This window comes from Mesorhizobium sp. M2E.F.Ca.ET.209.01.1.1 (assembly GCF_004010375.2).
Lineage (GTDB): Bacteria > Pseudomonadota > Alphaproteobacteria > Rhizobiales > Rhizobiaceae > Mesorhizobium.
In genome coordinates, this window is sequence record NZ_SADP02000408.1 from 1 (window position 1) to 373 (window position 373).

The 373-nt window shown below is 63.3% G+C and carries 2 protein-coding genes; both read right to left on the minus strand.

Annotated features, from left to right (window positions below; translation table 11 throughout):
• Nucleotides 1-126 (minus strand): FAD-dependent oxidoreductase (locus EN852_RS36220; protein WP_135879715.1); only part of this gene is annotated, 126 nt, incomplete at its 3' end.
• Nucleotides 127-201: 75 nt separating this feature from the next.
• A partial coding sequence (locus EN852_RS36225; RefSeq protein ID WP_135879716.1) for a helix-turn-helix domain-containing protein occupies nucleotides 202-373 on the minus strand: 172 nt, incomplete at its 5' end.

Below are 373 nucleotides of genomic sequence, written 5' to 3' on the forward strand. Positions count from 1 at the left end.
GACGGGCTTCGGCTCATCGAAGCGCTCGAATATGGTGACCTTGTGCCCCGCCCGCTTGAGATAGAGCGCGGCCGCCAATCCGGCCGGCCCGGCGCCCGCAATCGCGATGTCGTGGAATTTGCTCATTGCCCGCCCAAGCCAAGCCGGCCGGACAATCTCCCAACACACCAGTCAAATCAAGTTGGCGCTTTGGCGCGCCCCTCAGGTTTGGGCTGCGTCGAAGGCGGCACGTGCCTCGCGCACGGCGTCATGGTTGAGCTCGGCCCATTGGACCAGCATCTGCAGGGGCGCAAACATGGATCGTCCGAGATCGGTCAAGCTGTATTCCACACTCGGCGGCTTGGTCGGGAAAACTTCGCGGTGTACATAGCCG